Consider the following 23,960-nt stretch of genomic DNA (forward strand, 5'->3'; position numbering starts at 1 on the left):
ACGGTAGCAGGGGAGGTGCAGTTTTGCAAAAGCAAGTGTACCGGAAGTATGGCAGGAGGCCTGTAGCGAAGGCAGTTGCTTGTGTTGCCCCAGGAAAAGTGTGGGAGCAGGTGTACCGGGTTATGCCACGCTGCAGGCAGAGGAGTTGAACTGAAGAGGGGTAAAAGCAAATCAGCAGCTAAAAGCTGCTGATCATGTTCTTGTATAACCTGTTGGAGCTCCAGTAACCACTGGCGATGATGCGGCGCACGGTATAGAGTGGCTCCTGCTCGTCACGTTTGGCCGCCAGCTGAAAGGCGCCTTTAACGCCGCGCTTCTGCAGTTCCGGTATAGCCTGTTCGTTCCACAATCCGAAAGGATAGGCAAAGTATAACGTGGGTTTTCCGGTGATAGCCTCCAGCTGCCTGGCCGGTTTCTCGATCTGCTTCACCCAATCCTCACCCTGGTATTTCTTTACATTATGATGGTCCCAGGTATGGGAACCGATGGCATGGCCTCTGTCCGAAAGCTCTTTTACCTGCGCTTTGCTCATGTAGTTTGGCCTGCCCAGCGACACCGTCATCACAAAGAAAACACCTTTAAAGCCATACTTCTCCAGCTCCGGGGCGGCTACGGTGTACTGGTCGAGGTTGGTATCGTCGAAGGTAAGCAGGATGGGCTTATCAGGTAGCGGGACACCGGTGGTCAGGTAGGCAAACAACTGATCCGGAAGGATGGTATGGTAGCCGCTATCGGCCAGCATGCGGATCTGCTCCCGGAAACGGTCTGTAGGTACAATGTAGTCTTTGGCTGCTTTGGAGTCAGAAGCTTTCCAGTCGCGGATCTGGTGGTAGCACAGGATGGGCACCTGCTTCCGGGAAAGTATAGTAGCAGCGTCGGCGATGGTAGAAGTGGTGTCCTTCGTTAGCCCTTCTGCAGGAGCCTGTGCTGCAGGTAAAGTAGGAGCAGAATCTGCGGAAGCAACTAAAGGTGCAGAAGTTTCGATTACCGGTTGCGCTGTCTGTTCTGATCTGTGCTCTTCTGCTGCGGTGCAGGCAGAAAGTATAACTATACTTGTAAGCGCAAGCGTCTTAAGTATAGGAGTAAGGGTAAGCTTAGGTATAAAGTGCATGAGTGGCAGGCAGAAAAAACGCCTGCCTTAAGTAAAGTATAATTTCAGCAGAAGGCAAGGATTTTACAAAGCGCACTCTGTTAAAATTCTCCCTTATGCACGTAGGGGTACGTCCAAAGTATGGCTGTGAGCGTAACCGCTTTAAACCAGGCATGGTACATCTTGTCAACCGTTTCTGCATCGTGCCCTTTGTTGGCCAGAAAGCTTTTTATAGTTGCCGTGATCGGATAGATGAACGCGACAATGTAGCGGTAGTGAATGATAGGAGCGGCATCAACATGATCGGTTTGGTTTTTCTTGGTGCTGTGGTGGCGCAAGGCGATCTCATGCTGGTAATTGAGCCATTCCTGATCATAAGGGCGGTTGCATAAATCCAGAATCCACTGCTCGAACCGTTCCCGCACCGCTGCCAGGTATTTCTGATTCGGCTGTCCGTCTTTAGAAAAGTAGTAGAGCAAATGCTCGTTATTTCCTACAAAACCATACCAGAGGTCGAGCACCTGGCTTGTCTGGTCCTGCAGCACCTCGCCTGCTAAACGTAAGTATTTTTCATCTTCGGCTGTAAACAAGACTGTTTTCTTTAACAGGTCCAGCTCTTGCAGCGACACTGGAGAAGTTGCCACCTTCCCGTAATCATATCCTTGTATTGTTTTCATGGTATAGATTAATTAGTCCTTACCTAAAATATGGATAAAATAGCTTTGCTGATAAAGTTGAGGGCTTATTTTGGTGAGTTTAGGTTAAGTGTGGGTGAGCAGTCGCAGGTATAGCTTCAGAAGATAGTTGGCAAGTATAAAAACATAGGGCCTGAGACATCTGCCTCAGGCCCTATGTTTTTATTTAACAGCGCTCCATGCTGTTAGCGTTTTACAAATTCTACGCGCCTGTTGCTTGATTTGGCTTCAACGGTGTTGTTCTTGTCTATTGGCTTAGTCTCACCCAGCCCTTTAGCGTCCAGTCTGTCAGCCTTGATGCCTTGCTCTACCAGGTATGCTTTCACGGCTTCAGCACGCTGCTGGCTTAACTTCATGTTAGAGTTGTCGTCGCCGTCGCTGTCGGTGTGGCCTTCTACAGTAAAATTCAGGGTAGGCTGCTCCTGCATTAACTGGGCTATACTTGCCAGCGTACCCACCGACTCAGGGCGTATGGTTGCCTGGTTCACATCGAACTTAATGCCGTAGGTAACGATCCTGCCGTCAGCCATTACCTGGTCGTATAGTTTTTTGCCACCTTCCGCTACCAGCACATTCTTCACCATTGTGTTGGCATCAATACGTTTATCAATCTCGATGCGGAGGCCGGTTGGCTTGCCCTGCACATTTGGTATGTTTATCAGGCGCTGATTGTCAAGGTATACTTTCATGCTGCGTTTGTTAAAAGCAATAGCCACGTGGCGCCATTGGCTTTTCACTTCCTGCGCTGCCAGTTCCTCTGACTCCGATCCAAAATCTTTAAAGCGGGCGCTGTTGGCTCTTATGGCAATCGGATCCCAAAAATGGCCATTTATGTCCTCTTTATAGGTTTTAGAATCGTTTACCAGGTAAATATCATACTCCACATTCGGGTTGTCTGAGTCGAAGAAAATATCCATTTCTATCGTAAAGGTTTCAGGCAACCACTGTTCTTTGTTCATCAGCGGTTTTATACTTGTGCCATAGCTCACCAGGTTTATAACGCGGTCGTTGCCAAACATGGCTACTTCCGCGTTGCCATCATTCAGATCCCAGCGCGAAGGGAATTCACCTATTTCTTCACCAGCCAGGTTATCGGAGAAAAGTACTTTATGGCCAGCCACAAAATCATACTTCGACCAGGCTTTCATTTTGCCTGTTTCTGTGGCTGTTGCGCCGCCGCCACCTCCGGTTTCGGTTTCGCCAGCTGCTGCTTTGGCTGCTTTATTACCTGCTGAAGGCTTTTTACCATCCACGGCACCGTCAATCGTTTTATCAATTTTCTGGTCGATCTTCTGGTTTACTTTGTTTTTGATCTTGTCGCCGATGTTGAATTGGGCATAGGTGGGAACGCAAAATAGTAATGCCATTGCCGCCACACCCGTGGCAGTTGATAATTTATTTTTCATAGTTTTTTGGAATTGTACTTAGGATCAAAAGTATAAAAAAATATAATTATAATTGCAGGTAATAGGAATTTAACTAGTGAATGCCTGTTTACAGACAGTCGGTGGATGATTAGAGTAGATAAGAGGATACTTGGAAAAGTATAAATGTTGGAGGGTTGAGTGGTTGACACCGTTCCATTAGTAGTTTATTGCTGGAAATATTAACCTTCTAATGTGCCTTCAGGTAAGTTATTGTAAAACAAAAAGCCCCACTCAGCTTTTGCCAAGTGGGGCTTTCATTATTATTAGAAGTATAGCTTATGCTACTTCTTCTTTCTTGCTCATGCGGTTACGCTCGTTCTCGTCGAGGTAGATCTTACGCATACGGATGCTCTTCGGCGTTACTTCCAGGTACTCATCTTTCTGGATGTACTCCATGGCTTCTTCCAGCGAAAACTGCTTGGCAGGTGCGATCTTCACGTTGTCATCAGAGCCGGAAGCACGCATGTTGGTCAGCTTCTTGCCTTTCTGGATGTTCACCGTGATATCGTTCTGGCGGTTGTGCTCACCAATTACCTGACCCATGTATACATCTACACCCGGATCAACGAAGAATACCCCTCTGTCCTGCAGCTTGTCGATAGAATAAGCAGTACCCGGGCCTGTCTCCATAGAGATGATCGAACCGTTGTTACGGCCAGGGATCGTTCCTTTGTATGGCTCGTAAGCCAGGAAGCGGTGGTTCATGATGGCTTCACCGGCAGTAGCTGTCAGTACGTTGTTACGCAGACCGATCAGACCACGCGAGGGAATCGTGAACTCCAGGTGCTGCAGGTCTCCCTTAGGCTCCATTACGTTCAACTCACCTTTACGCATCGATACCAGCTCAATTACTTTACCGGCAGTTTCTTCCGGCACGTCCACTACCAGTTGCTCGATTGGCTCGTGACGAACGCCGTCAATTTCTTTAAAGATTACCTGTGGCTGACCTACCTGCAGCTCATAGCCTTCGCGGCGCATGGTTTCGATAAGTACAGACAAGTGCAGGATACCACGACCAAATACCAGGAAGGTATCTTCACGGTCAGTTTCCTGTACGCGGAGTGCCAAGTTTTTCTCAGTTTCTTTGAACAGGCGGTCGCGCAGGTGGCGTGATGTTACGAACTTACCCTCTTTACCAAAGAAAGGAGAGTTGTTGATCGTGAACAGCATGTTCATAGTAGGCTCATCGATAGAGATACGCTGCAGTGGCTCAGGGTTCTCAGCATCAGCAATAGTATCACCAATATCGAAACCTTCTATACCTGTTACAGCGCAGATCTCGCCGGCAGATACTTCCTGAACTGTTTTCTTGCCAAGGCCTTCAAATACCTGAAGTTCTTTGATACGACCTTTCTTGATAGAACCATCAGCTTTGCAAAGCGAGATAGGCATACCTTCTTTCAGAGTACCACGGTGCACACGACCGATAGCGATACGACCTACGAAAGAAGAATAGTCAAGCGACGTGATCTGCATCTGCGGCGTTCCTTCACGGAACGGAGCAGCAGGGATCACATCAATGATAGCATCTAAAAGAGGAGTAATGTTGTCAGTTGGCTGAGTCCAGTCGGTACTCATCCAACCCTGCTTAGAAGAACCATACAGCGTTGTGAAATCCAACTGGTCTTCTGTAGCGTCCAGGTTAAACATCAGGTCAAATACCTGCTCGTGTACCTCGTCCGGACGGCAGTTCTCTTTGTCTACTTTGTTTACCACCACGATCGGCTTCAGGCCAAGCTGAATAGCTTTACCCAATACGAAACGTGTCTGTGGCATGGCTCCTTCAAATGCATCTACCAGCAGCAGTACGCCGTCGGCCATTTTCAGTACGCGCTCTACCTCACCACCAAAGTCGGCGTGACCAGGTGTGTCGATGATGTTGATTTTAACGTCTTTGTAGCGAACAGACACGTTTTTGGAAACGATCGTGATGCCACGCTCGCGCTCCAGGTCGTTGTTGTCCAGGATCAGGTCGTCGAACTGCTGGTGCTCAGCAAAAAGCTTAGAAGCGTGGATAATCTTGTCCACGAGCGTTGTTTTGCCGTGGTCTACGTGTGCGATGATCGCGATATTTCGAATGTTCTGCATTGAATTGGTTTTTCGAGCCGCAAAAGTACTAAAAAGGGTTCATATTTTTAGTATGCTGCTCGAAATAAACAGGTTATGATACTATTAATTTCTTTGTAGCCAGCTAACTGGCTCTTGTTATGTGGCAAACATAAGGCGGGCGGGCTTTGTTCAATAAGTAATTAAATAATAAAAACCCGGAAAGCCGGAGGCGCTTCCATTTCGTAAGTTTTAGTATGAAAATGATAAATATGATCGTAATCGCGTTGCTGCTGAGCCTGTTAGCATGCGGCAATACAGGAGAAACCGGAGCAGAGGCAACCTATACTACTGCCGAGACCGGAGAAACACCCTTATCTGAACCCCAAACTGCAGCACTGAACAGTGTGACCATGCCGGACACGGTGGTAAAGACGGAAGCCGAGTGGAAAAAAGTGCTGACACCGGAGCAATATTATGTGCTGCGCAAGAAAGGCACAGAGCGCGCTTTCTCGGGCAAGTACAACGACTTCAAAAGCAAAGGCATTTATACTTGTGCTGCCTGCGGCAACGAGCTCTTCTCTTCGGAAACCAAATTCGATTCCGGTACCGGCTGGCCCAGTTTTTACAAACCCCTTTCGAACAAACTTGTAAAAGAAGTGCCCGACAGAAGTATGGGTGAAGTCAGGACAGAAGTAGTATGTGGCCGTTGCGGCGGTCACCTGGGCCATGTATTTGATGATGGCCCCAAACCCACCGGCTTGCGCTACTGCCTTAATTCCGTTGCCTTAGGGTTTCAGAAGCAGTAAGGGGAAGTAGTTGTATAGTTGTAGTTTATACTTTGTGCCGGCAAGCCTTCGCTCCGTAGTTGCCTTTCATCCTCAGTTTTACAACAGCTACTGTTTCATTTTATACTTTTGATTGCGCTCAGGGCCGCGGGGCCTCGTCCTTGGGCATCGCGCTGTCTATTGAAGCTGCCATCGGCTGCGCCTGCAGGCTGCCCTGCGGGCACCGCAACAATAGAAGGCGCTCAACCCAAGGACTGGAAACGATACTGCTTAGCTGGCTGCTATGGAACAGAATCCAATTGTAGGGACAGGTCGTGACCTGTCCGTGCGATACCTGCAGCTATGAAACCTATACTAAATGTATAGTAATGGCAAAAATTCCCCTCTTGAGAGGGGTAGGGGTGTGTTTATACTTCAGCCATGAAGCTTATACTTTGAAGTATAGCAAAGGCTAAAACTCCCCGCCTTAGACAAGGAGGGGCAGGGGATGATTGGACAACAGCAACTATGAAATTTATACTTGCAAAGAGGCAAAGGCAGAATTCCCCTCTCGGAAGGGGCGGGGGTGGGTTCATACTTTACCGGTTGCAGATCTCTCACAGCTGCGCTGGTCCCTTTCGGCTCTCGCCTCAGGCATGTCGAGATGACAGAATACATGGTGGCACACTCATTCATAATTATCCTCAGGGGCGAAACAAACTACGACTCAACCCACACCTCCTAGAACTCCTAAACTCTTGCTACCGTATCTTCTAACCTACACAAAAGGTAAAGAGACATCATGCAAGAACTACATTCAGAAGCAGAAAATATAGAGAACCTGGCACAGGTAATTATGGATGCCTTCCGGGAAATGGACATACAAGCCGGCAACGTACTGAGCTACCAGGAACTGTACCCATACCTGCAGGAGCGTTATCCAAAGTATAAAGATGTACAGAAGGAGGCCGAGCAGCACCTGACCAAGTTAAGCTATGTAAACCCGGCGCCAGATGGGCTGATGCTGACGCAGGTAGGTCACAAAAGCCTGACCGAAGAAGAGCAGGAGTAGCATCTTAAACCTGCTTTATACTTTTCTTTTCGTATACTACAGTACAGGCGCTGTTTTGCAGAACCTGATTGTATTATTAAAAGGAGGAACGATGAGAAAGTATATAGGAGGGCTGGCAAGTATGGCGCTTTTGAGCCTGTTGGCTTGCACATCCCTGTCCGAAGGGGGGAGAGGAAGCCTCGAGCCTGACCCGGCGCATAACAGGCGGGTGCAGTATTCTGATAACCGTGATGCGGAGCTACGCAGGCAAATGAACCAGCAGGCCAGTGAGATCAACCGGAAAAAAAATGTTGAAGAGGGGCAGAATGCTCCGGCTACGACACCACCTACGCTGCGCCCGAGGCAGGTGCCCAATGCTCCGGTAGACTCTACAAGGCACAATGTGCAGCGCCCCTTGCGTATCCGGCGATCAGGAAATCAGTAGAAAGGATATCAAACTAAAAGCGCACTTTCAAAGGTATAGCCCCGGAAAGTGCGCTTATTTTTTTGTAGTAAGAGAATAGGTCTCGTGTTTTTTACTTTTCGTCCTCCTCGTTTACATCCAGCGGCTCTTCGTCCGGATGCAGTTCGTCTGGTTCCAGGTCCACGTATACTTCGTGGTCGGGTGGCGTGGTGTCAGATTCATGATCAGCATCGCGGGGTGCGGGGTTTTTGCTCAGTTCTTGCTGAGGCCCCTTTTCACCTAGCTGGTCCTTGTCTCCTTTTTTTATATGGGCATTATCTTTTTGCTTCATGTCGGGCACTTTAGAGTTTATACTTAAGCCCTGATACAGGTGTGAGTCACATGCCGGAAGTACAGCGCTGCTCAGGAACGGGTGCTTTCCCTTTACGGAGAAACCCGGATGCAGGTAAGCCTGTATTTTAAATACGCACCAAACCGGGTAGCGCTGCATTCCGGTCTCTCTTTGTATATTTGCTTTCTTAAACAGAAACTATGGCTGATAATTTTAAACGATATACTGTAACGGCAGCGTTGCCATATGCAAACGGGCCTGTACACATTGGGCACCTGGCAGGCGTATACCTGCCGGCCGATATTTACGTGCGTTACCTGCGCTCTCAGAACCGTGATGTAAAATTTATCTGTGGATCTGATGAACACGGCGTTCCGATCACGATCCGCGCTAAAAAAGAAGGCATAACGCCACAGCAGGCTGTAGATAAATACCATGAGCTGATCAAAAAGTCGTTCGAAGACTTCAATGTGTCTTTTGATATCTACGACCGCACTTCCTCTAAAATACACCACGAAACAGCCTCTGATTTCTTCCTGAAGCTGTACAACGATGGCAAATTTATAGAGCAGACCACCCAGCAATATTATGACGAGAAGGCGCAGCAGTTCCTGGCCGACCGTTACATTGTGGGTACCTGCCCTAAGTGCGGCAACGAGAACGCTTACGGCGACCAGTGCGAGAGCTGCGGTACTTCGCTTAACGCCACCGACCTAATCAACCCGAAAAGTACCTTAAGCGGTGCTGTACCTGTAATGCGCGAAACCAAGCACTGGTACCTGCCGCTGAACGAGTACGAACAGTGGCTTCGTGAGTGGATCGTGGAAGGCCACAAAGGCGACTGGAAACCGAACGTGTACGGCCAGTGCAAAAGCTGGATAGACCAAGGGCTGCAGCCGCGTGCCGTGACCCGCGACCTTGATTGGGGTGTGCCGGTGCCTGTTAAAGGAGCTGAAGGCAAAGTGCTGTATGTATGGTTCGATGCTCCTATTGGTTATATATCGGCAACCAAAGCACTTACTCCGGATTGGGAAAAGTATTGGAAAGACTCAGAAACCAAGCTGGTGCACTTTATCGGTAAAGATAACATCGTGTTCCACTGCATCATTTTCCCAGCCATGCTGAAGGCGCACGGCGACTACATTCTGCCAGACAACGTGCCGGCCAACGAGTTCCTGAACCTGGAGGGTGATAAGATCTCTACATCGCGCAATTGGGCGGTATGGCTGCACGAGTACCTGCAGGACTTCCCGGGCAAAGGCGACGTGCTGCGCTATATGCTGTGTGCTAATGCCCCGGAAACAAAAGACAACGACTTTACCTGGAAAGATTTCCAGGCCCGCAACAACAACGAGCTGCTGGCCATACTTGGTAACTTCATTAACCGTGCTGTGGTGCTCACACAGAAGTACTACAACGGTGCTGTACCAGCGCGCGGCGAACTGACAGACTACGACAAAGAAGTGCTGGGTGTGCTGGAAGGTATGCCATTGGTTATTTCTACTTACCTGGAGCGCTACCGCTTCCGTGATGCCCTGAGCGAGCTGATGAACCTGGCACGTTTAGGTAACAAGTACCTGGCAGATACAGAGCCGTGGAAATTAATCAAAACAGACGAGGAGCGTGTTAAAACCATCATGAACATCGCGCTGCAGATTTCTGCCAGCCTGAACATTCTGATGGAGCCATTCCTGCCTGCTTCTGCACAAAAGCTCTCTAGCATGCTGAACAAACCGGTTGGTAAATGGGCTGAAGCCGGATCTGCAGATCTGTTAGCTGTAGGACATACGATTGGTGCACCGGAGCTGATGTTCGAGAAGATTGAAGACGCTGCCGTAGAAGCGCAGGTACAGAAGCTACTGGATACTAAAAAAGCGAACGAAATGGCAAATGCCGTAGCTGAGCCTGCAAAAGAGAATATCACCTTCGATGAGTTCTCTAAAATGGACATCCGGATAGGAACTATACTTGCTGCCGAGAAAGTGGCAAAAACCAAAAAGCTCCTGAAACTGACTATCGATACAGGTATAGATCAGCGAACAGTAGTAAGTGGCATAGCTGAGTTTTTTAATCCTGAGGAGATTGTAGGCCAGCAGGTAAGTATACTTGTTAATCTTGCTCCACGTGAAATTAAAGGTATCATGAGCCAGGGCATGATCCTGATGGCTGAGAATCCTGATGGTTCTTTGGCTTTTATGCAGCCGAGCAAGCCGATCATGAATGGCGGCGGCGTCCGGTAATTCAAGCCAGCACTACGGTAAACAAAACGGCTTCATGTTTTATACATGAAGCCGTTTTGTTTTTATGAGTTTTATCTGGGTTAGATAGTAAGGCTGTGGGCTTTTTGCGAAACCAGCAACCATTCTTTTGCTTTATCAAAGTCTTCAAAGATCTGCATCTGAAAATAATCACCTACTTTAGCGCTCATCGTTTCTGCTGATAATGCAGCAAAAGACTCTGGGCTTACAACATGAGCAAAATGGGTAAGGCCGGCTTTTATAGCTCGTGGGGTCCAGTCATTGGCGATCCAGTCGGTGGCATGGTTCCAGGGGCCAACCACCAGGCGGTTGTCGTTTAGCAGGTACGGACATGCATAAAAGTTGATTACATCTATGCACTGATCTGCTCCCAGCATAATGCCTTCCAAGGTCTGATATCCTAACCAGTTATTATGGATTAGGTGGTTCTTCTCCACATACTCAATTGTAAGGAAGATCTTCCCAAAAGCATTGCTTATTTCTTTTTTCATAAAGTTGGAGCAGGTACAATATAGATACGAGCTACTGAAAGGGTTAGTTTGTACTGGGGGCCAATGTTTTAAGCTGCCAAAATTAATATAGTTATTACTTTATATAAAATATTTTACCCAACAGCTATCCCTGCTTCTCCTGAGGCAACCAAGGCCTTGCCTTTACTTCCATCCTGGCGCTCCATCATCTTTATCACTGTATAAAAACCAATTGCCGTAACTATAGCCATTCCGCCCGTCGACCACCAAAGCGTATCGAAACCGAACTTTGATACAATGCTGGTCCCTAAGTATGGAGCAACTACGTGTGCCACTGAGTAGGATATAGTATAAAGTCCCATGTACGAGCCACGATTCAATTCATTGGAGCGCTCCACGGCAATGGTAGCCATAAAAGGCATCGCCAGAATCTCAGCTATACTTAGCAGCAGCATAGCTATATAAAGCACGCCCACATGCTGGATCATGTTCAGCAACATAAACGAAATCCCTAACAGCAGCACGCCTGTTACTATAAGTATAGATTTCTTCACCCGTTCACCAATCAGGTATACCGCGATCATTTCCAGTAAGAAAACTATAAAGCCATTTAGGGCCAGCAGGCCACCTATTTTGCTTTCTGATAAAGTATAAACCTGCCTGTAGTATAACGGCAGCGTGGTTATGAACTGGAAAAATATTATAGCAAAGCAGGCGCAGAATACGGAAAACGACACAAACAAAACATCTTTGTAAGGGGAGGCTGCAGTAGTATTGGTTTGTTCCGTTTTATGCTGTTGCGGCCGATGCCCCTGTTGGTTACGGAAGTATAAAAAGAAGAAGATACCGGCTAAAATACAGGTAGCACCATCGGCAATAAACAGCCACCTGTACGATACAGCAGCCAGTAAACCACCCAGTGCAGGACCTACCGAAAAGCCAAGGTTCAAGGCCATTCGGTTCAGCGAGAAAGCACGTGTAACGTTTTCAGGGCGGGCATAATAGGCGATAGAAGCAGAGTTCGCCGGGCGTAACGTATCGTTTACCAGGCTAAGTATAAATATACCAGCTGCCAGGTACTCGAACTGCCGCAGGTTCAGGAGTAGGAAGTATAAGCTGCCACCCAGGATCAGGCTCATACACTGCACCTTAAAGTGGCCAATTTTGTCTGTCAGCCAGCCACCCAGAAAAGCACCGCACACAGAGCCCATGCCATAAATACTAAGTATAGCTCCGGCCTCTTTTAAACTATAATCAAGCACTTCGGTCAGGTATACACCCAGGAAAGGCGTAACCATAGCTCCGCTTCGGTTTATGAACATCACCAACGACATCATCCAGGCCTGCCGGGAGAGGCCGCCAAATGCGTTGCGGTATAGTTGAAATATCTTCATAGCTACTTGTAAGGCAGTGGCAAAAGGTGCTAAATGTACTGAAATTCCGGCTAAAGTATAAAACAAAAACCTCACGAATCATCAGCCTGATCGTGAGGTTTGGTTATACTTTAAGAAAGGCTTTCTACTTGGTATTGTACTGGTTCATAGCCCGCTCCAAACCAATGGTGCCGAAAGCGATCACAGCGTCTGCCGATTTCTCGATCAGCGTCTGCAGCTCCGCCTGCTCGTCGTCACTGAATTTGCTCAGCACGTAATCTACCTGCTTGCCTTTGTGGAAGTTGTCGCCCACCCCAAAGCGAAGGCGGGGATAGTTGTTATGGCCAAGCGTCTCTTCGATGTGCTTTAAACCGTTATGCCCGCCGGCGCTGCCTTTCGTGCGCATGCGCAGCTTTCCGAAAGGTATGGCAAGGTCGTCGGTTATCACGAGCATTTGCTCTGGTGGCAGTTTCAGGCTGTTGAGGTAATGGCCTACCGCTTTGCCGCTCAGGTTCATGTAAGTGGTAGGTTTCACGAGCACAAACGTGCGGCCCTTTGTTTTGATCTCGGTAACAAAAGCATGGCGGCCTACCTCAAATTTACCCTCATACTTCCGGGCAAGGTAGTCGAGTACCATAAAGCCAATGTTGTGGCGCGTGTCAGCATATTCAGGGCCGATGTTGCCAAGCCCTACAATCAGGTATTTCATACTTGTATCTTCAGGTGTGGCAGGCGCCTCTGCAGAAAGCCCCAGCCACTTCTTTATCATATTAATTGTTAAATTGTTCAACTGATCTATGGTTAAATTGCTGAATTGTTGAGGAGTAATCAATGCTGGATTTAAGTGCATTGTCTTCCGGCAATTTAGCCATTTAACAATTAAACAGTTTAGCCTAAAAGCTTAAACAAAAAATCCTGCCCTGCGGTGGCAGGACAGGATTTGAAAAGGTTGAAGCTAAGCGTCTGCTTATTTCTTGCCACGAGCTTCTTCCATCTGTGCACTCTTAAGAGCACGTGGAATAGTTACTGTAGCTACCGGAGCGTTGCCGCTGGTCAGGATTTCGTAGTCACCCTTCTTGATCTTGCTAACTTTGATAGATTTACCAAGCTCAAGGTCAGAGATATCAACCTCGATTGCGTCTGGAAGGTTAGCAGGAAGCGCTTTAACTTTCAGTTTACGCAGTTTAGTAACCAGTTTACCACCGGCCATTACACCTGGTGAGTTACCTACGAATTTCACTGGGATATCCAGTTTAACTGTTTTTTCGTCGTTCAGTTCCAGGAAGTCAACGTGCAACAGCATTTCGTTTACTGGGTGGAACTGTATGTCCTGAAGAACAGCTCTGTAGTGAGTGCCTTCAATATTCAGGTCTACTTCGTATACTTCCGGAGAATAAACTAAGTCTCTGAACAGGATAGCTGGTGCGTAGAAGTGTACTTGCTCAGCGCCGCCATACAGTACTCCTGGTACATAAGACTCATTACGCAGTTCTTTTGTCTGCGCTTTGCCGAGATTTGCTCTTTTAAACCCTATAATCTCTAAAGTTTTCATATAAATGAATTTGTATAAATTTTGAGGCCACAAAGGTATGCATTTAATTGTTGATTGTTAAATTGTTGATTGTTTTTTTCTTGTATTGTACAATCAGCTCTGAAATCAACCTTTAAACCACCTTCAAGCCTGCTTTAATATTATTTCTTATGCTGATTACCAATTACTACGAAAAACAATTAACAACCAACAATCAGCAATCAATTATATAAACAGCGAGCTGATAGACTCGTGCGTTACCACGTTGTTGATGGCACGGGCAAACAGGTCAGAGAAAGAAAGCACTTTGATCTTGGAGCTCTGCTGTCTCAGCGGAATGGTGTCAGATACCACCAGTTCTTCCAGCACCGAGTTCTCGAGGCGCTCGTAGGCTGGGCCTGACAGCACCGGGTGCGTTGCAATCGCTCTTACCGACTTGGCTCCTTTTTCTTTAAGCAGTTCTGCCGCTTTGGTAATGGTGCCTGCTGTGTCTACCATGTCGTCTACCAGCACTACGTCCATGCCTTCCACGTCACCGATCACCTGCATAGAGGCGATCTCGTTGGCACGTTTACGGTGCTTGTCGCAGACTACCATCTCCGCACCGAAGTTCTTGGCGAAAGCTCTTGTTCTTACCACACCTCCCACGTCCGGAGAAGCGAAGATCAGGTCGTTGCCCAGGTTCAGGCTGCGCAGGTAAGGCACAAAAATGGCAGAACCGTCCAGGTGGTCAACCGGAATATCGAAGAAGCCCTGGATCTGGCCGGCGTGCAGGTCGCAGGTCATCAGGCGGTCGGCACCGCAGGATTGGATGGCGTTGGCCAGCACTTTTGCCCCGATAGATACACGTGGCTTGTCTTTTCTGTCCTGGCGGGCGTAGCCATAGTATGGCATTACCACAATTACTTTATGCGCTGACGCACGCTTGGCGGCATCTACCAGCAACATCAGTTCCATCAGGTTATCGGCCGGCGGAAAAGTAGAAAGCACTATGAAAACTTCGGCACCGCGCACAGACTCGTTGTAGTGTACGCCAATTTCGCCATCGCTGAAGCGGGAGATTGTTAAGTCGCCGAGTTTGGTGCCATACGAAGTGGCTATTTTCTCAGCTAGGTATTGGGAAGCGGAACCGGAGAAGATCTTGACCTGAGGCATAATTCTGCTAAATGCTAAGTTATTTTATTAGATTTTAGGTTGCTATGCCTGCAAAGCTACAAAATTACTTCTATAGCTAACTTCATTATCACATAAATAATAGACGCATAGCGGCAATAGTTCGCAACCTGTGTGCTTACTATACACACATAACTATGGTCTGTTTAGTTTATCTGTGTCAATTTTTGTGGCAAGTACTATTTTGCTTGGCCCGGTTGTAAGGGGTTCTAGACGGTAACATTGCTGTTGCAGCTGAGCGGTAGCCTGTTGTTTCTGCTGGTGCAAAGTCAGCTTAGGTAAGAGTTACTTGAGAGCTTTTTCAATGTATTTTTCAATTTTCTCCGGCTTCGTGGTCGGGGAGAATCTTTTAACAGGTTGGCCGTTCGGATCGAGCAGGAATTTAGTGAAGTTCCATTTTATGCTGCTGGTCCCCAATAACCCTTTCAATTCACTTTTCAGGTATTTAAAAATGGGATGTGCCTGTTCTCCGTTCACATCAACCTTTGCAAACATCGGAAAAGTAACCCCATAATTTAAAACGCACCCTTCGGCTATCGACTTCTCGTCGCCAGGTTCCTGGTTCGCAAATTGGTTGCAAGGAAAGCCAAGTATAACCAGACCTTTATCCTGGTACTTTTTGTATAAGTTCTCCAAGCCTTCGAACTGGGGTGTCAGGCCGCAGTTTGATGCCGTGTTTACAACTAAAACGGTCTTGCCTTCAAAGGTATTCATCGGTACTTCCTTGCCCTGCAGGTTCTTTGCTGCTAGCTGGTAAAATGGCTTCTTCATGGGTTGGTAGTTGTTCAACTAAACTCGTGTTGTTCTGTAGATAATTGCAGGTAACATTAGCTAAAGTGTTTTAAGCAGGAATTGTTTAGTTCATGTTGATGATTTCTTTCCATTTGCCTGTTTCTGCATAGGCTTTGATAACCTGATTCCGTTGTTTGAGCAGCTGCTCCATGTATCCTTTCAGGAAACAGAAATCGGCTAACCTGCCAAGGAAGCCCAGGGGCGAAGTATAAACAAAAATGTCAAGCATGATGGTATCGCTTCCGTGCTGCTCAAAATGATGTTCGTGCCGAAAGCTTTTGAAAGCACCTTTTACCATTTCATCTGCAAAGAAAACCGGCCGTTCGTACGCCGTAATCTTGCTTGTCAGCTGTTGCCATATTCTAAAATGCTTTGCCCTCCAGGTAACAAATTCTCCCGGCCCGATAAGCCCTTGGGTTGTGCCGGCAATGGCTCGTTCCCCCGTGTGTTGTGTAGAGATGGTGTGCAGGTCTATACTTCTTGATAGATCAAAGCAGATCTCAGCCGGGGCATTGATTCTGGTGAGGAGCTTAAGGGTTGGCATACGTTGCTGTCAGGTTTAGTACAATAAAGGCTATTTTCGGCAGCGCAGCAACTATACTTGTCAGGAAACAATTTGAAGATGAAATGGCTTTGTAGGTGCTGGCTTTTTGAAGAGGAACACTTATTGACGGGTTTAACTTATGGGGCAGAAAGTGGGAGAGAAGCTTCTTAAAGCCATAAAACAAAAAAGCCCTTAGAGAGATCTAAGGGCTTTTTATGTTGTCCGACCAGGTTTCGAACCTGGACTCTTCTGAACCAAAATCAGACGTGTTGCCAGTTACACCATCGGACAATCTCTACTAAACTTCCGTGCCGTAGCACCGTTGTCGTTTGATGATGCAAAGATAGGTAGGCGAATTTAAACTGCAAACATTTGCCGAAAATTTTTTCAAATATTTTAGTCGAAAATCTGCTCTAGCGCCGTGTCATAGTGCTTTTTGGCTACCGTAATGACATGGAAAAGTTCACCATTGATGTGGTAATCGTGGCGAGTTACAATGCCTAATCTGGTGAAATTCACTGCCTTATTTTGCGGTGCCTGCTCAAATGCAGCCTGCTTTTCTGGCGCTACAGATACCACTGCGCGGCTCTGCGCCTCACCAAATAAAAATGCGTCATTTCTTAAATTTTTATCTGTCTCGATGTCGAAGTGCATTTATTTGGCATAGCCGACTCCAGCAGTGCGATGTAAAGTCCGTCCGCCATCTACCACGTCGTGCGCCGACTGCACCAGTTTCTGTGCGATCACGTCCTTTACGGCAGCCTGTACTTTCAGTTCCTTGTCCATGTTAAAGTATGGAGCAGGTGAGAGTTTCACGTAATGGAAGGAATAAAGGTGCTCTGAGCGGTTTCTACTGTTGTCAGTTGTTGTTCCATGTTTTGGGTGGCTTTTATAAATGGATTAACAACGGTAGAAATTAAAAATTTAGAGCACAGCACAACTGGCTGTTTTTGTGAACGGGGGTAGTTTGGTAGTATAAATGCACAAATGGGAGCTGATTCCCCCGATACGATCCAGGCACCTGAGGATTGACTTTGAAAGTTGGTACTCGAAGAGCAGGAGATAAAGGGTGTGACGAATTTTTAGCGTGAAAAGCTGAATCGCTTTCCGGGTTAGCACCTGAAGATGATTGTTGATAACTAATGGCCTGTTTATCTCGTTAAGCTGTCACCTCCTATAGATTTATGCGTAAGAAATTCTGCTAATACTCTTTTCTATGACTTCTACTAAAACCAGAAATTCCGAGATCGTTACTACCACTTGTGGACGTGAGCTAGACCTTAGTACAACCGAGTTGGTGATTGAGCGGTCTAACAGCCTTTTCAGCTATAACATTCATAAACTTATGACAGGTGAGTATGTGATAGTGGAGAAGTTTTATGCCAACCCGTTTAACAACAGGTACATTCTGCTTAACGACGAGCAGATCGAGATGCTGAAACACCTGTAATTCAGTGTTTTAATCGAAGGCCTTAAGTGGTTGATTTACGTAATAAGGTTAATTATACTTATTATTGGAATCATTAAATTTACTACAATGGCCCAGATCTCTATCTTACTCCTTCTCTTATTGTCGTTGTTTGGGATTACCAAACCTGGCAAGAACACCTCTGCACGTAAAGCGGAGCATGCTTTGGTGCCTGAAGCTGCTTTAACTTTTGTGCAGGATACAGCACAAACGCAGCAGGAAAGCCAGAAAAAAAAGACGAAGAAAAAAGACAAAGCCAAGAAGCCGAAAACCCCCAAAGCAGCCAGCGTGCTGATGAAGCGGGACGTGCTGAATGCTACCCTGAGCAAAAAAGGCGAAGACTACAATCGTGTAGAAGTGGTGATCATGGGATCAGGTGCGCCAATCCGCAACCCGGACGACCTGCAGCTGCTTGGCAACAGCGGTAGCCCTGTAACAGCAGGCAGCTACATGGGCTTTGACCAGATCAATCTGCCGTTCGAGGGAACCGTACGGTTTAAAGCACCAAACAAGCTCAATACCGTGGTGTACGACAGGGAAGTACGCTTTGCTGTAAATGAGCCGGGCTACTGGGTGCTTAAGATTGATCTGTAAGCAGCAAGTATAAAAAGCTTTTTTGAAGTTAAAAGAAGGTATGATCAGGCGGGTTTCCGGCCTGGTTATACCTTCTTTTGCATACCAGGCTCTAAGAATGATCAGCATTACTGTTCTTAAAACAGGCCTCCATTTCATCCATAAAACATTAGTCTGCAGAATTGCTTAGCTTTAACAAGGCAAACCGATAAGGCTGCTGCCTTACGATAAGCATGCATAAGCAAGCAGCGGCTGCGGGAGGCGTATGCTGTGCGCTATACTTTGAAACTGAATAAGTTAAAAGTTTTTAGGGCGTTGTATGGTTTTCAGAGATTTATACATTAGTTTTGCACCCTGAAATAACTCTGTTATACTAGTAAACAATATAAAAAGTCAAATGGCGAATATTGGCAGAATAACCCAGATTATCGGTCCTGTTGTGGACGTTAGCTTTGTGGGTGAAAACACTAAACTACCAAATATTTTGGATGCCCTTCAAGTGACTAAAGACAACGGCCAGGTAGTAATTCTGGAGTGTCAGCAGCACCTTGGCGAAGACCGTGTACGTACCATCGCGATGGACTCTACCGAAGGTCTTACCCGTGGCGCTGAAGTACTTGACTTAGGCACCCCTATCAAAATGCCGACCGGCGAAGGCATTAAAGGTCGCCTTTTCAACGTAATCGGCGAAGCCATTGACGGTATTCCTCAGCCTGTGAGCACAGGTGGTTTGCCAATCCACAGACCAGCTCCTCGCTTCGAAGACCTTGCTACTTCTTCTGAAGTACTTTTTACAGGTATCAAAGTAATCGACCTGATTGAGCCTTATGCAAAAGGTGGTAAAATCGGTCTGTTCGGTGGTGCCGGTGTAGGTAAAACTGTATTGATCCAGGAACTGATCAACAACATCGCGAAAGCACACGGTGGTCTTTCTGTATTTGCCGGTGTAGGCGAGCGTACACGTGAGGGTAATGACCTTCTTCGTGAAATGATCGAAGCTGGTATCGTGCGTTACGGTAAGAACTTCATGGAGTCTCTGGAGCACGGTGGCTGGGATCTTTCTAAAGTAGATGCGGAAGAACTGAAGGAGTCTAAAGCTACCTTCGTGTTCGGTCAGATGAACGAGCCTCCTGGGGCGCGTGCACGTGTGGCGCTTTCTGGTCTTACAATGGCGGAATACTACCGCGATGGTGAGCCAGGTTCTAGCGACGCTGGTCGTGACATCCTGTTCTTCGTTGATAACATTTTCCGTTTCACGCAGGCGGGTTCTGAGGTATCGGCTCTTCTTGGCCGTATGCCATCTGCGGTAGGTTACCAGCCAACACTGGCTACTGAAATGGGTGCCATGCAGGAGCGTATCACGTCTACTAAGCGTGGTTCCATTACTTCGGTACAGGCTGTTTACGTACCTGCCGACGACTTAACTGACCCGGCTCCGGCTACAACGTTCGCTCACCTGGACGCAACAACAGTACTTTCCCGTAAGATCTCCGAGCTTGGTATCTACCCTGCGGTGGACCCTCTGGATTCTACATCACGTATCCTTACGCCAGACGTAGTAGGCGAAGAGCACTACAACACGGCGCAGCGTGTGAAAGAGATCCTGCAGCGTTACAAAGAACTTCAGGACATCATCGCCATCCTTGGTATGGACGAACTTTCTGAAGAAGATAAGTTGGTGGTACACAGAGCGCGCCGTGTGCAGCGTTTCCTGTCTCAGCCATTCCACGTAGCAGAGCAGTTCACTGGCCTGAAAGGTGTACTTGTTGATATCAAAGATACTATCCGTGGCTTTAACGAGATCATGGACGGCAAGCACGACCACCTGCCTGAGTCAGCCTTCAACCTGGTTGGTACCATTGAAGACGCAATGGCTAAGGGCGAGAAAATGCTGGCTGAAGCAAGATAAGTTTAATTAGTTCTGAGTCCTGAGTTCTGAGTCTCGAGTTGTTCCGCAACCTGACTCAGAACTCAGAACTCGAGACTCAAGACTAAAAGAGATGTATTTAGAGATAATCACACCTGATAAGAAGGTTTTTGCCGGTGAGGTAGACGCAGCTCAGTTTCCGGGCACCAATGGTTCTTTTGAAGTACTGAACCAGCACGCGCCGCTCATCAGCACCTTGGAAAGAGGCAGAATACGTATCACTACCAAGCAGGGACAAGAATTCTTTACCGTAGATGGTGGTGTGGTAGAAGTGCTGAACAACAGAATTATCGTTCTTGCTGAATCAGTAATTTCGTAAAAGCTCTGTCAGAAAGTATCAAACAAGGCCTCCTGTTCTTCGCGAGCAGGAGGCCTTGTTGTTTTGTGGCTAGACATAAAGTTGTCATTTCGAATGCTAGTGAGAAATCTGAAGTAATGCGGGACTGCTAATGCTCCAGTTTTCTCCCGAAGGTCGAAATGACAAAAAACTGTGGTTTTTACTTTATTTGACACCGCTCAACCGGACATGGATGCACGACGATGTTAGCTAGAAAATTATAATGTAAAAAGTCCCTTCTCCCTGGGAAGAAGGTTAGGATGAGGGGAGCAGTAGCCGGTACCATTAAGTTTCTTTTCAGGGTGACATACATTTTTAGCTTCATTTCCGAGAATGAAACGACCATGAGTTGCTTACCGGTTCATACCTTTAGTCTGCCGCAACTGGTGTAGCTGAGTATAAGGCGTTTCGTAGCGCTACGTCTCTTGGGTCGCCAGTAATCGTTACGCCTTTCCGGTTGGGTATATAGCCGTACCCGAGCTGGACTTCGGGATCGGCAAAGCCAAAGGAGCCGCCTGCTCCGGGCATACCGAATGCGCTAGCAGAACCGTACGGAAAGCCTGAGCTGGGCTTTATAAAACCAAGTGAGAACTGTATTTCGCCCTTCATCACCTCGTCGTAGAAGCCGTGTGTTGGTGGAGTTGCAGGTGCCATCAGTTGCTGTAATGTTTCGGGTCGCAAACCCAATTCCTTGCCTCCGGTAGCAAAAACGCTGTAGGCCAAGCCAATGGCCCTTGCCGTGCCTACGCCTCCGCCTGCCGGTATTTCAAGGTTTCGGGCATAGATGCGCTGATTGTCGTGCGCCAACATAGAGCCTTCCAAAGCTCTGCGGATGTTGGAATGAGGGTTCAGCACGTCCAGCGTCAAAGCAAAGGGGAAGCCCAGCAGCCTCTCGGTATAACTTGGATCTATGAGGGGAGCGAGTCTGGAATCAGGAATCGAGTCGGGGAGGCGTATGTAAAAGCCAAGCCCTAAAGGGGTAGCGATTTCATCCTGGAAGAACTGGCCCAGGCTGCGGTGCTTCGGATCTACCCGTCGGAGCAGTTCGCCCTCATAAAAGCCCATGGTAACGGCATGGTAAGCCTGACGTGTTCCCGGTTCCCATGCCGGCTTCTGTCGTGCCATAAGCTGCGCCAGTCGGTTGGTGTCAGCTACCAAGCTTTTAGTGATGGGCTCGTCAAAAACGAACAGCCCGGCTTGGTGTGCCAGCAACTGCCGGACCGTTATCTTTTCCTTTCCGTTCTGGGCAAACTCAGGCCAGTAGGTGCTCACCAACTCATCATAATCGAGCCAGCCGCGGGAGTGTGCCAGGGCCAGCGTCATTGCCGCCATGCCCTTTGTTGTAGAATAGACCAGCGCCATGGTGTCTTCTTCCCAGGGTTCGCCCGTTTTTATATTTCTGATACCGCCCCACAGGTCCACTACCTTTTCACCTTTGTGATACACACAGCAGGCTGCGCCGATCTCGCGCCGCTTCGAGAAGTTTTCGGCAAAGGCCTCGCGCACCGCCTCATAGCCGCTCTTCACAAAGCCATGGATCTCGATTGGCTTCTGCATTTCCTTTTGCAAGGCGGTTCTTTTCTTTTGCGCCACGACGTAAGCTGCTGCAGCACCCGCCGCCGTTATGCCCATAATAGTCTTTGCTGTTAGTTTCATATCGCCTTCTCCTTCCTCAACTAATAATTACGAGTTGAGCGAATAGACACTAGCGCTGTTAACGAATGAAATTATGGCTTTTAAGTATAAAGTCAGGAGTTTTATGTATCGTAGGTACTGGAGGGGCAAGAGTAGGGGGAACTGCTCACACATGAGGTAAACAATGCGAATCATAAAGTATAAATGTGGTTAGCTAACGCTATTTTTCTGTTCTCCCGAAAACATTCTTCGTTACTACTTTCCCTGATATCGAGTCAAGCTCATATTCAATTGACTGTCTATAAAAGGTAAATGGCTCGTAATAGCCAATCCTGTAATCGTATTTAACGAAGATGTGGTTATTTCTTACTGAGTCAATAGTTGATGTTCCTGGGTAAAGGTAAACAGGTATTTCATCATATTTTGCTCTCCACAAGCTGTCATAGCGCAATTCTAAGGGAGAGAAAGTAGTGTCTTGGCGCTCCCTATTAGTGCGGTTTACCAATAGTAATTTAGAATATGTACCTTCTTGAACTGGAAGCACAAACCAGTTTCCCATGTTTTGCAAGTGCAGGCTTTTATTCCAGTTCTCATCGTGGAAGGTTGCACTTCCAAATTCTAAAGTATCAGAGTTTGCGCTTATCAGCTTCAATCTTACATCATAAAAGACGTCAGCAAAGTCTGCATTGTAGGTTTCTTCACCAATGAGGGTATGGCCGTTGTCTAAGTCAATGTTAACTGTTCTGTGTGATGGACCAAAAGCAGATTTTATAGCCCAAATTAAGCCAAGAACAAACACTACTAAAAGAACGAGAAAAACATAAATTGATGTAAGACAGCCTTTCTTCATATTCTTTTGGGGCTTGCTAACTTCTAGTATTAGAGGCGAACAAGGCGTAGCCTAAGTATGGCTTGTATGCCTCTCTGCCAGAAGCGGTTTTACTTTTTCTTTTTGCTAATCCACCTATCATTTGGTCCTTCGCCTTCATAATACACTTGATCTGCGTCTCCAAACACTAATAAAGAGCCCATCCCATTTCCTATTACTTTCAATGCTTCTTTTATACTCATTCTTCTGCCATCATATGCGCTGTCTTCTGAAATAACATAACAGTCAGATGGATTACCAAGATGGGCTAAGGCAACTTCAATCACCTTCCATTCATTTCCCTTTATTTCTTCAAAGTCTTTGAGTTGGGAGCTGAAATGAGCTAACTGTTTAACGAATTTGTCTCTTGTCTTATCCTTCTTGATGAAGGACCAGTATCGCTCTTGTTTATGAGAAACAATAAACCTTTGGATGACTTTAGTTTCTAAATCAATGTCGATCATTGTAATTTACATTACTAGCTAAAGTTTGTACAGGCTGTGGACGAGGCCTAGCCGAGTATGGGGCCTGTGCTGTGTTAGGAGAGTTTATTTTTCTTCTTTTATGAATACCAATTCCTTTTCTGGCTTCGGGTCGTTCTTTTTCCAGGGATAGTATCGCAGGACTACATTATCTTTTTCACTACTTATCCTGAAGCTTATCTCTCGATTTATAGCTTCTTCAGGTTTGAGTTTTAATTCGTTGAAATCCCAGTCAATATATTCCCATCTACCTTTTGCATATTGAGACAACTCAGGTAAATAATCCATCTTGAAGGTACTATCAGCTTTGAGAACTAACTTAATTTGTTTCTCTCCCCTCAAGCTATACTCGCCGTAAATCACTTCTTTGGTTTTATTGTGATTCTTCAAACCTGAAAGCAGGTATAACACAGGTATGCACAAAGACAAAGCCCCCAAAATAAACCGTCTTTTTCTACTGTTATACTTCTTTGATAGGGTTGTCGCAATGAGACCTATGCCAATAAGGGGAAATGTGATAAAAAGAAATAAAGAAGTGAATCCTTCCATTTTATATAATTCTAATCACTCATAACTACTGTATAGCAATAGAACCTACTCCCACCATCTACACCATGTATGGAGATAGGTAATATATGAATAGCAGAATTAACTTTATCAATAACACACCCTCCTATACCTTTACAATATAAGAAATC

26 protein-coding genes and 1 tRNA gene are annotated in these 23,960 nt (G+C 46.8%); 8 read left to right on the forward strand and 19 right to left on the reverse strand.

The features are described 5' to 3' along the window. Positions 1-178: 178 nt before the first annotated feature. From MJ611_RS18430 to typA, 4 genes are all read right to left on the reverse strand, one after another. Entirely contained in the window at positions 179-1,111 is a 933-nt protein-coding gene (locus MJ611_RS18430; protein ID WP_250431915.1) for a polysaccharide deacetylase family protein, read from the reverse strand. An 80-nt stretch (positions 1,112-1,191) separates the two neighbouring features. Continuing rightward, complete coding sequence (locus MJ611_RS18435; protein ID WP_250431916.1) at positions 1,192-1,767, reverse strand: protoglobin domain-containing protein; 576 nt, start codon at positions 1,765-1,767, stop codon at positions 1,192-1,194. A 203-nt stretch (positions 1,768-1,970) separates the two neighbouring features. Continuing rightward, positions 1,971-3,191 carry an OmpA family protein gene (locus MJ611_RS18440; protein ID WP_250431917.1) on the reverse strand — a complete coding sequence of 407 codons (1,221 nt, stop codon included), beginning with the start codon at positions 3,189-3,191 and terminating at the stop codon, positions 1,971-1,973. A gap of 297 nt (positions 3,192-3,488) precedes the next feature. Next, positions 3,489-5,300: a translational GTPase TypA gene (typA, locus tag MJ611_RS18445; RefSeq protein WP_250431918.1), complete on the reverse strand. Its 1,812-nt coding sequence runs from the start codon at positions 5,298-5,300 to the stop codon at positions 3,489-3,491. A gap of 221 nt (positions 5,301-5,521) precedes the next feature. On the opposite strand from typA, the gene msrB reads away from it, so the two are divergent. From msrB to MJ611_RS18460, 3 genes are all read left to right on the forward strand, one after another. Beyond that, the gene (msrB, locus tag MJ611_RS18450) at positions 5,522-6,067 is read left to right on the forward strand and encodes a peptide-methionine (R)-S-oxide reductase MsrB (RefSeq protein WP_377498016.1); all 546 of its coding nucleotides are present in this window, start codon (positions 5,522-5,524) and stop codon (positions 6,065-6,067) included. Between the two features lie 760 nt (positions 6,068-6,827). Then, positions 6,828-7,097, forward strand: a complete 270-nt coding sequence (locus tag MJ611_RS18455; protein ID WP_250431920.1) for a hypothetical protein — start codon at positions 6,828-6,830, stop codon at positions 7,095-7,097. A gap of 91 nt (positions 7,098-7,188) precedes the next feature. Continuing rightward, a complete protein-coding gene (locus MJ611_RS18460; protein ID WP_250431921.1) occupies positions 7,189-7,521 on the forward strand; it encodes a hypothetical protein in 333 nt (110 codons plus the stop codon). A 91-nt stretch (positions 7,522-7,612) separates the two neighbouring features. Here the strand turns inward: MJ611_RS18460 and MJ611_RS18465 are convergent, their stop codons facing one another. After that, positions 7,613-7,990 (reverse strand): hypothetical protein, encoded by a 378-nt coding sequence (locus tag MJ611_RS18465; RefSeq protein ID WP_250431922.1) that lies wholly within the window; start codon positions 7,988-7,990, stop codon positions 7,613-7,615. Positions 7,991-8,031: 41 nt separating this feature from the next. Here MJ611_RS18465 and metG point away from each other — a divergent pair, with 41 nt between their 5' ends. Beyond that, positions 8,032-10,071 carry a methionine--tRNA ligase gene (metG, locus tag MJ611_RS18470; protein WP_250431923.1) on the forward strand — a complete coding sequence of 680 codons (2,040 nt, stop codon included), beginning with the start codon at positions 8,032-8,034 and terminating at the stop codon, positions 10,069-10,071. Positions 10,072-10,151: 80 nt separating this feature from the next. Here metG and MJ611_RS18475 read toward each other — a convergent pair whose 3' ends face one another. The 10 genes from MJ611_RS18475 to MJ611_RS18520 all read right to left on the reverse strand — a co-directional run bounded on the left by MJ611_RS18475 (position 10,152) and on the right by MJ611_RS18520 (position 16,788). Beyond that, on the reverse strand, positions 10,152-10,580 hold the full coding sequence (locus tag MJ611_RS18475) for an STAS/SEC14 domain-containing protein (protein ID WP_250431924.1): 429 nt from the start codon (positions 10,578-10,580) through the stop codon (positions 10,152-10,154). Positions 10,581-10,693: 113 nt separating this feature from the next. Further along, positions 10,694-11,953: an MFS transporter gene (locus MJ611_RS18480; RefSeq protein ID WP_250431925.1), complete on the reverse strand. Its 1,260-nt coding sequence runs from the start codon at positions 11,951-11,953 to the stop codon at positions 10,694-10,696. Between the two features lie 124 nt (positions 11,954-12,077). After that, entirely contained in the window at positions 12,078-12,641 is a 564-nt protein-coding gene (gene pth / locus MJ611_RS18485; protein WP_250432028.1) for an aminoacyl-tRNA hydrolase, read from the reverse strand. A gap of 258 nt (positions 12,642-12,899) precedes the next feature. After that, positions 12,900-13,484: a 50S ribosomal protein L25/general stress protein Ctc gene (locus MJ611_RS18490; RefSeq protein ID WP_250431926.1), complete on the reverse strand. Its 585-nt coding sequence runs from the start codon at positions 13,482-13,484 to the stop codon at positions 12,900-12,902. A gap of 204 nt (positions 13,485-13,688) precedes the next feature. Further along, positions 13,689-14,618, reverse strand: coding sequence for a ribose-phosphate pyrophosphokinase (locus MJ611_RS18495; protein ID WP_250431927.1), 930 nt, complete (start codon positions 14,616-14,618; stop codon positions 13,689-13,691). A 303-nt stretch (positions 14,619-14,921) separates the two neighbouring features. Beyond that, complete coding sequence (locus MJ611_RS18500; RefSeq protein ID WP_250431928.1) at positions 14,922-15,407, reverse strand: glutathione peroxidase; 486 nt, start codon at positions 15,405-15,407, stop codon at positions 14,922-14,924. An 85-nt stretch (positions 15,408-15,492) separates the two neighbouring features. Then, a complete protein-coding gene (locus tag MJ611_RS18505) occupies positions 15,493-15,972 on the reverse strand; it encodes an SRPBCC family protein (RefSeq protein WP_250431929.1) in 480 nt (159 codons plus the stop codon). 218 nt (positions 15,973-16,190) lie between these two features. Then, positions 16,191-16,263 (reverse strand) — tRNA-Gln (locus MJ611_RS18510). Between the two features lie 105 nt (positions 16,264-16,368). After that, a complete protein-coding gene (locus MJ611_RS18515; protein ID WP_250431930.1) occupies positions 16,369-16,626 on the reverse strand; it encodes a hypothetical protein in 258 nt (85 codons plus the stop codon). Then, the gene (locus MJ611_RS18520; protein WP_250431931.1) at positions 16,627-16,788 is read right to left on the reverse strand and encodes a hypothetical protein; all 162 of its coding nucleotides are present in this window, start codon (positions 16,786-16,788) and stop codon (positions 16,627-16,629) included. It lies immediately after the preceding gene. 400 nt (positions 16,789-17,188) lie between these two features. On the opposite strand from MJ611_RS18520, the gene MJ611_RS18525 reads away from it, so the two are divergent. The 4 genes from MJ611_RS18525 (at position 17,189) to atpC (ending at position 20,259) form a co-directional block, all read left to right on the forward strand. Continuing rightward, entirely contained in the window at positions 17,189-17,422 is a 234-nt protein-coding gene (locus MJ611_RS18525; protein WP_250431932.1) for a hypothetical protein, read from the forward strand. A gap of 87 nt (positions 17,423-17,509) precedes the next feature. After that, positions 17,510-18,034: a hypothetical protein gene (locus MJ611_RS18530; protein ID WP_250431933.1), complete on the forward strand. Its 525-nt coding sequence runs from the start codon at positions 17,510-17,512 to the stop codon at positions 18,032-18,034. Positions 18,035-18,410: 376 nt separating this feature from the next. Then, positions 18,411-19,922 (forward strand): F0F1 ATP synthase subunit beta, encoded by a 1,512-nt coding sequence (gene atpD / locus MJ611_RS18535; protein ID WP_250431934.1) that lies wholly within the window; start codon positions 18,411-18,413, stop codon positions 19,920-19,922. Positions 19,923-20,013: 91 nt separating this feature from the next. Continuing rightward, the gene (gene atpC / locus MJ611_RS18540; RefSeq protein WP_250431935.1) at positions 20,014-20,259 is read left to right on the forward strand and encodes an ATP synthase F1 subunit epsilon; all 246 of its coding nucleotides are present in this window, start codon (positions 20,014-20,016) and stop codon (positions 20,257-20,259) included. 387 nt (positions 20,260-20,646) lie between these two features. Here atpC and MJ611_RS18545 read toward each other — a convergent pair whose 3' ends face one another. From MJ611_RS18545 to MJ611_RS18560, 4 genes are all read right to left on the reverse strand, one after another. Then, positions 20,647-21,933 (reverse strand): serine hydrolase domain-containing protein, encoded by a 1,287-nt coding sequence (locus MJ611_RS18545; protein WP_250431936.1) that lies wholly within the window; start codon positions 21,931-21,933, stop codon positions 20,647-20,649. Between the two features lie 199 nt (positions 21,934-22,132). Continuing rightward, positions 22,133-22,762 carry a hypothetical protein gene (locus MJ611_RS18550; protein ID WP_250431937.1) on the reverse strand — a complete coding sequence of 210 codons (630 nt, stop codon included), beginning with the start codon at positions 22,760-22,762 and terminating at the stop codon, positions 22,133-22,135. A gap of 89 nt (positions 22,763-22,851) precedes the next feature. Then, a complete protein-coding gene (locus tag MJ611_RS18555; protein ID WP_250431938.1) occupies positions 22,852-23,244 on the reverse strand; it encodes a hypothetical protein in 393 nt (130 codons plus the stop codon). 84 nt (positions 23,245-23,328) lie between these two features. Continuing rightward, positions 23,329-23,811: a hypothetical protein gene (locus MJ611_RS18560; RefSeq protein WP_250431939.1), complete on the reverse strand. Its 483-nt coding sequence runs from the start codon at positions 23,809-23,811 to the stop codon at positions 23,329-23,331. Positions 23,812-23,960: the final 149 nt, after the last annotated feature.

It is taken from the genome of Pontibacter ruber (genome assembly GCF_023630205.1).
GTDB lineage: Bacteria > Bacteroidota > Bacteroidia > Cytophagales > Hymenobacteraceae > Pontibacter > Pontibacter ruber.